At 57.2% G+C, this 538-nt stretch carries 1 protein-coding gene; it reads right to left on the minus strand.

Features of this window, described 5'->3' with window-relative positions; genetic code table 11:
• On the minus strand, window positions 1–524 hold a 524-nt coding region (locus tag NAI64_RS09040), incomplete at its 3' end, for a 2-dehydropantoate 2-reductase (RefSeq protein ID WP_269299793.1).
• Window positions 525–538: the final 14 nt, after the last annotated feature.

Below are 538 nucleotides of genomic sequence, written 5' to 3' on the forward strand. Positions count from 1 at the left end.
ACGGTGCCGTCCAGCTCGCCGATCGGGAATCGGTCGCCTTCGATGTGTTTGACGACGCCCGGGGCAATCAGGGCGGATGCCGGGTAGACGACGCAGCCCAGGATGCGTTCGGCCGGTATCTTGGCGCTGATCAGGCCGGTCGGGTCTACGCTCTGGACTCTCTGGCCTTCGTGCGGTCCGCCGTGTTTGTGGAAGTACCAGAACGGTATGCCGTTTTGCATGGTGACAACTACGGTGTCCGGTCCGAACAGTTTCGGTACGTCGTTGGCTACGGCGTCTACCTGGTGGGCTTTCAGCGCCAGTATGACGACGTCTTGTGGCCCAGCTTCGTCGTAGTTGTTCGTCGCCTTGACGTTCTTCGCTACGTGTTCCGTACCATCTTCCATGATCAGCTTCATGCCGTCTTTTCTGATGGCTTCCAGGTTCGCTCCCCTTACAATGAAGGTTACGTCTTCTCCGGATAACGCCAGCTTCACTCCTACGTAGCCTCCTATCGCTCCGGCTCCTATGATCGCTATTTTCATGTTCTTTCCCTTTT

The organism is Oxalobacter paeniformigenes (genome assembly GCF_027158465.1).
GTDB classification, from domain to species: Bacteria; Pseudomonadota; Gammaproteobacteria; order Burkholderiales; family Burkholderiaceae_D; genus Oxalobacter; species Oxalobacter paeniformigenes.